Here is a 6,565-nt window from a genome sequence, read left to right on the forward strand (position 1 = left end):
ACTGCGGCAGCGGTGTTCATTGTCCTTGCGCTTCGTCCTGCCAGTCGCGGCGGAAGCGGAAGCGTTCCTCGGCGCGGCGCAGTCCGGCGAAATCCTTGTCCGAGATGCCCCACTGGTCGATGCGGTTCTCCGGCCAGGTCCAGTCCTCCGGCGCGCCGACACGGTAGTCCTCGGGCACTTTCTCGACGGCGGTGGAGAACTCGATCACCGGCCCGAACGGTGCGATGTAGTAGGCGTAGACGTTTGCGCCCGGCCCATGTCGTCCCGGCCCCCAGGCAGGCGCCAAAGCATGATCGCGCAGGCGGCCGATGCCGCGCATCACCGCATCGAGGTCCTCCATTTCGAAGGCGATGTGATTGAGCGAACTGATCCCCGCCCGCGCGAAAGCGGTCGAGTGGTGGCTGTCGTTGCAGCGCAGGAAGACCATGCCCTTGGTCCGGTCGGAAACGCGAAAGCCCAGCACTTCCTCCACCGCCAGCCCGGACGCCTCGGCATCGGCCGAGTTGAACACGACGTGGGTGAGCTTGACCGGCAGGTCGCGGCCCGCGATCGGCTCTACTTCGCCTGCATCGACGAGGAAGCGCAGCAGTTCGCCTTCGGGCAGTTCGACGAGCAGGCCGTGCCCGCCGCCGGGGTCCTCGCTGACCGTGGCGCGGTGCGGCCAGCCTGCGGCGGCGGCGCGGCCCGAGATACCGTCAAGCTCCTCCGCCGAGCACAGGAAGGTCGTGGAGCGGACGAACTCGTCCGCCGATTGCTCGAAGGCGACGAGGTAGGGGTAGGAACCGGAACCGCGCAGGTAATGGGTCGTGCCGATCACGTCGGCGGGCGCCATGCCCCACACATCGGTCATGAAGGCGGCAGCAGCGGCCGGATCGGGCAGCGCCAGTTCGATGCTTCGCAGTTTCATGCCTCGGTCTCCTCGACAAGTCCGGCCGCCCTGATCCCTGCGAGCGCACAGTCGGCATCGCACTCGCCCGTATCTCCGCTGACACCCACCGCGCCGATCAGGGCGCCGTTCACATCACGGATCACCACGCCCCCGGGAGAGAAGGCGATGCCTCCGCCCACGGCCGCGCTGACGCTATGGAAGAACACCGGATTGCCCTTTGCACGCTCGGCGAGGACGGCGGTGTCGGCGTCCATGCCCACGGCCCCTTCGGCCTTGGCGCGGGCGATGTCGAAGCGGTAGAGACTCGCCCCGTCTTCACGCGCGAAGGCGACCGGGTGGGCTCCGGCGTCGAGCACGATCACCGCCAAAGCCTTCGCGCCCCGCGAACGCGCTTCGGCCAGCGCGGCGGTCACGATGGTCTGCGCCTGCAAGAGCGTCAGGGTCATGCGGTCAGTTCCTTGTGATCGAAAAGCTGGGCCGCGCGGGCGGCCAGCAGGTCCTCAGCGCTGTCCGAGGCGGTTCCGAAGACGTAGTGGTCCGGGCGCACCAGCACGGCATCGACGCCGTGCTGGTCAAGCCACGACGCGATCGCCTCATTGTCCGCCAGCGCCGCCGCGACGACGCGGGTGACGCCCCCGGCCTCGCCGGGCACGGTGTCGTCGCGGACGAAAAGGCGCCAGCCGTCGCCGGTGCACTCGTCCAGCTTGCTGCCGTCGGCGAGTACCGGCTGGACGAAGCGCGCGCCTGCACCCGAAGTGCCGGAAAGCACCAGCCCTTCGCGGATCGCGGGGATCAGGTCATGCGCGGTCTCACCCTGCTTGCCGCGTGCTTCCTCACGGATACGGGTATCGCGGGCGGCAGCAAGGTCGGGGTCGAGTTCGCAGATGTAGCGCCCGGCCGCCACCGCCGCGCCGATCACCGCCCGCACGTGCGGGTCGCGCTCGGGCTGGTAGGTATCGAGGATCACAGGCGAGGCGCCCGCATTGATCACCGCGTCCATCTTCCAGGCCAGATTGGCGACGTCGCGCAGGCCATGGCACATGCCCTGCCCGAAGAACGGCGGCGTCTGATGCGCGGCGTCCCCCGCGAGGAAGACATTGCCAACCTGCCAGCGATGGGCGACGAGGCCATGGAAGCGATAGGTCGCGGCGCGCACGATCTCGTGCGGTACGTCGGCCATCCACGCGCCGACCAGTTCGGCGACCTTGTCCGGCGCAGACATCGCCTTGTCGTCCTCACCCGGCAGCAGCATGAATTCCCAGCGGCGATGATCGCGGCGGCCTGGCACCACGGTCGCGGGGCGCACCGGATCGCACATCATCACCGACAGCCGCTGCAGGTCCGCCCCTTCAGGCACGCCCGCGATCGGCGGGAAGCTGACCGGCCCCTGCACTTCGGCATCGACGACCAGCCAGGGCTCCTCGAAATCGAGATCGTCGAGATCCACGCCCAGCGCCTTGCGCACGGTGCTGCGCGCGCCGTCGCAGGCGATCACCCAGCGGGCCGAGGCGCTCTGCCGTTCACTGCCCTCGTCGTAGGATACGGTGACGCCGCCTGCGTCCTGCTCCAGACCGGTGAACGTCGCGCCCAGCTTCAGCGTGACGTTCGCCATGCCGGCGAAGCCTTCGCGCAAGTGGGCCTCCAGCTCGGGCTGGTAGAAGAAGTAGTCGTTCGCCCAGCCGAACGGGCGCGGCTTGCCCACCGTGCCCATGTAGCGGATGACGCCGTGATCCGCGCCGACATGGAGGTGCCCGTCAGTGGCGATCATGTCGCCCTCGACCCGGTCGATCACCCCGGCCGACTGGAACAGGCGCATCATCTCATGGTCGAGATGGACCGCACGCGGCAGGGGGTAGTGTTCCAGTTCCCGTTCGAGAACGAGGACTTGCAGCCCTTTCAGGCCGAGAAGGTTCGCGGCCAGCGCGCCCACAGGGCCGCAGCCTACGACAACGACGTCGTACGACATGATTTTCGTCCCTGTTAAAACTCAGTTCGCGGCGGCGGCGACCCCTGCCCCGGCCCCGGCCCCAGCCAAGATGTCACTTGGAGCCTTGTGCAGCTTGCCGCCCTTCATGATCATCTTCAGGCGATCCTTGTCCTGCAGGATCGCAACGTCCTGCGTCGGGTCGCCGTCTACCAGCAGCAGATCGGCCAGCCAGCCCTCGCGGATCACGCCGGTCTCGATGCCCATAAGTTCGCCGCCATGCTGGGTCGCCGCCTGCAGCGCCTCGGCGGGAGTGAAGCCGAAGTAATCGACGAAGTGCTGCAGGTCGCGCGCGTTGCGGCCATGCGGGTTGAACGGGAAGCCATAGTCGCCGCCGACCAGCACGCGCACGCCGCGCGCCTTCAGCCGCGGGATCAGCTTCGCCTCAAGGTCCATGCGAACCTTTGCGCTCGCCTTCATGTGCGTCATGTCGACGTGTGGCGGCGGGTTCGCCTCCAGCGCGGCGACCGAGACACCGGGACCGGGGGCATAGAAGAACCTGTCCTTCTCCGCCGCCATCCGCTCCACCGTCGCTTCGTCGGCGAAGGAGCAGTGGTAGACGATTCGCGCGCCCGCATCGAGCGCGAGGCCGATCGCCTCGGGCGAATAAGTATGGCAGGCGATCCACATCCCGGCCTCGCGGGTGGCCTCCCCCGCCGCCAGCATTTCCTCGCGGGTATAGAGCACGTCCATCGCGCTGCCGGGCTTGAGCGCATCTTCGCCCGAGACCACGAGCTTGATCGACTTGACTCCCTCGTCCGCGCAATAGGCCACGAAACGGCGCATCGCATCCGGACCACGGCCGTTGAACACGTCACCGGTATCGTCGCCTTCGGGGCTGCGCTCCAGCGTCGAGGGGACGAGGCGCGGCCCGGGCGTATCGCCCTCCTCGATGGCGCGGGCGAGATCCGGCTCGATCATGTCGCCCAGGGCACCGGCCGAGTAGAGGCTGGTGAAACCGTGGTCTAGCAGCACCCGTGCATTGCGCCAGGCTGCGACCTTCAACTCGTCATGCGGCAGGATGAACTGGTGGTAGACCTTCTCCAGCGAGGAAGCCCAGGTCAGGTGCGTATGCGCATCGACCATACCGGGCATGAGGGTCAGCCCGCGCCCGTCGATCACCAGATCGGCGGCCTCATCGGCAAGTGCGTCCTCACCCGGCGCGACGCGGGCGATACGCTCGCCCTCGACCAGAACAGAGCCTGTCCGGAGCGCCGAGCCGGTGCCGTCGAAAATGGAAACCTGGCGGATCAGTGCCCGCATCCTGCTCTCCTGCGATCATCGTTATCGCTGGATTGTTAAGCTGCGCAGACCCACAAAGTAAAATAATGATTTTTTGCGATGCCATAGCAACAGACTATGGATTTTGCAGCGCCTCCATCATCGCCTGCGCCGGACGAGACAGCGGACGACCCGCCAGCCACAGCACGCCGACACTGCGCTCGCGCACCGCTTCCTCGATCATCACGGCCCGGATGCTGTCATCGGTGACCCCGTCGAGCGCCACGGTTCGCGGCAGTACCGTCACCCGGTCGCTCTCCCTTACGATGGCCCGCGTGGTGAGGAGGGAGTCGCAGCGGATCGTCGTGCGCGGCACCGCCACCCCCGCGGCGATGAACAGCGCGTCGACCTGCCGCCGGAACGCGCCGCGCGCCTCGGGCAGCACCCAGGGGTAGCTCTCGACCTCGCGCAGCGACACGCGGCCCGGCAGCTTCTCGTGCCGGGGGCCGACGATCAGGACGAACGGATCGCTGGCGCACGTGACTTCCTTCATGTCGGCCGGAACGCTTTCGATGCCTGTCGTCACGAAGGCCAGTTCGATCGCCCCTTTGCGCACCATCTCCAGCAGTTCCTCGTCGGGCCGCTCGATGGCGCTGAGCGCGAAGTCGCCGATCGCCTCCTCCACCCGCATGATCGCGCCGGGCAGGAGAGTGAGCAGGGCGCCCGGCGTGCCGCCGATGCGCAAGGGTCCGGCGATGCCGTGCCGCGTGTGCTCGATCTCGGTCACGGCATCGCCCAGCAGCGTAGCCATGGCCTCGGCCCGGCGCTGGAGCACTTCGCCTTCCGCCGTCAGCACGATGCCGCCGCGCCCGCGTTCGAACAGCACGACGCCCAGCTTGCGCTCCAGCAGCGAGATCGTGTTCGACACCGAGGGCTGCGAGAGGTTGAGCGCCCGGGCGGCGGCGCTGATCGATCCGGTATCGCAGACCGCGCGGAACGTCAGCAGGGCGCGCGGGTCGATCGCCGAACTGCGCCGATATTCGCCTGCTTCCACCATTCCGGTATGCCTTCGTCTGCCTGGGCCTACCCCTGACGGAGATCACCCGCCGACGCAATCCGCGCCGACGGTTGAGTGCCAGTCCATCAGACGATGCCTTAGACGATGCCGGCGCCGAGTCCCACGGCGGCGCGTTCCTGCGCCTTGCGGTCGCGCCAGCGGCTTTCGCGGTAGACGCCCAGCACGTCCGCCGCGCCGCCCGCATCGATGCGGGCCTTCGCCAGGATCGGCGAGACGTCAACGTTGTAGGCCCGGCGCAGGGCCTGGAAGGCCATCATCGTGTCGTTCGCTTCCTGCGCCAGATGCAGCGCCTCGCGATCGACCAGCAGCGCCTTGGCGTAGCACGATCCGATCGCCTCGGCCGAAGACAGCATGGATTCGATCGGGTCGGTAACGTTGTGCGACTGGTCGATCATGTAGCTGGGATTGAAGCCATCACGCGGGGCCAGTTCGGCCTCGACCAGTTCGTTGAACACCAGGAACAGCTGATGCGGGTTGATCGAGCCGGAATCGAGGTCGTCGTCGCCGTACTTGCTGTCGTTGAAGTGGAAGCCGCCGAGCTTGCCGAACCGGTGCAGGCGCGCCACGATCTGCTCGATGTTGACGTTGGGCGCATGGTGGCCAAGATCGACGAGGCACTTGGCCTTGGGGCCCAGTTCCTGCGCGGCAAGGATCGAGGAACCCCAGTCGCTGATGACGGTGGAGTAGAACGCGGGCTCGAACATCTTGTGCTCCAGCAACATCCGCCAGTCGTCCGGCAGCGCGGCGTAGACCTCGCTCGCAGCGTCGAGATAGCGGTCGAGGCTGCGGCCGAGGTCCTGCTGGCCGGGGAAGTTGGTGCCGTCGCCCACCCACACCGTCAGGTCGGTGGAGCCGAGCTGGCGGCCGATCTCGATGCACTCGATGTTGTGCTCCACCGCCTGCGCCCGCGTCGCCTCGATGGTCGAGGAGAGCGAGCCGGTGGCGTACGTCTGCGCCTGCCCCTTCTGGTCCTGGAACGTGTTCGAGTTCACCGCATCGAAGCCCAGGCCGAGGCTCGCCGCCTCCTCGCGCAGACCCTTGTAGTCGCTGACCTTGTCCCACGGGAAATGCGGGCTGACGCGCGGGGTCAGGCGCGAGAGCTGGTTGATGACCGCGCAGTCCTCCAGCTTCTCGTGGATATTGGTGGGCTCGCCGGGGATGGGGAACTTGGCGAAACGGGTGCCGCCGCGCCCCGCGCCCCATGTCGGTACCGCCACGGAGAAGCCCGCGACTTTGTCCCTGATCGCATCGATGGCGATACCGGAGCGCTCCAGCTTGCGGCCCAGCGAGGCGTAGTCGTCTTCCAGCGCCTCGGCGGCGCGGGCATTGGCTTCCGCGATCAGTTCGGCGGAAATCGGCAGGTTCGTCATTGTCTCTTATCCTCTTCCCGTCG

Annotated in this window: 6 protein-coding genes; all 6 read right to left on the reverse strand. The window is 67.6% G+C overall.

Annotation, left to right across the window (positions count from 1 at the left end):
• Positions 1-16: 16 nt before the first annotated feature.
• The 6 genes from LH128_RS22915 to LH128_RS22940 all read right to left on the reverse strand — a co-directional run bounded on the left by LH128_RS22915 (position 17) and on the right by LH128_RS22940 (position 6,542).
• Positions 17-907, reverse strand: a complete 891-nt coding sequence (locus LH128_RS22915) for a VOC family protein (protein WP_008832074.1) — start codon at positions 905-907, stop codon at positions 17-19.
• On the reverse strand, positions 904-1,335 hold the full coding sequence (locus LH128_RS22920; protein ID WP_008832075.1) for a GlcG/HbpS family heme-binding protein: 432 nt from the start codon (positions 1,333-1,335) through the stop codon (positions 904-906). The genes LH128_RS22915 and LH128_RS22920 overlap by 4 nt, the downstream gene beginning before the upstream one ends.
• A complete protein-coding gene (locus LH128_RS22925; protein ID WP_008832076.1) occupies positions 1,332-2,855 on the reverse strand; it encodes a bifunctional 3-(3-hydroxy-phenyl)propionate/3-hydroxycinnamic acid hydroxylase in 1,524 nt (507 codons plus the stop codon). Before LH128_RS22925 ends, LH128_RS22920 begins: the two co-directional genes overlap by 4 nt.
• Before the next feature lie 21 nt (positions 2,856-2,876).
• Entirely contained in the window at positions 2,877-4,136 is a 1,260-nt protein-coding gene (locus LH128_RS22930) for an amidohydrolase family protein (RefSeq protein ID WP_008832077.1), read from the reverse strand.
• Between the two features lie 94 nt (positions 4,137-4,230).
• Positions 4,231-5,151 carry a LysR family transcriptional regulator gene (locus tag LH128_RS22935; protein WP_008832078.1) on the reverse strand — a complete coding sequence of 307 codons (921 nt, stop codon included), beginning with the start codon at positions 5,149-5,151 and terminating at the stop codon, positions 4,231-4,233.
• Between the two features lie 98 nt (positions 5,152-5,249).
• On the reverse strand, positions 5,250-6,542 hold the full coding sequence (locus tag LH128_RS22940) for a TIM barrel protein (RefSeq protein ID WP_008832079.1): 1,293 nt from the start codon (positions 6,540-6,542) through the stop codon (positions 5,250-5,252).
• Positions 6,543-6,565 lie beyond the last annotated feature (23 nt).

The organism is Sphingomonas sp. LH128 (assembly GCF_000293195.2).
In the GTDB taxonomy this organism is placed as follows: Bacteria; Pseudomonadota; Alphaproteobacteria; order Sphingomonadales; family Sphingomonadaceae; genus Novosphingobium; species Novosphingobium resinovorum_A.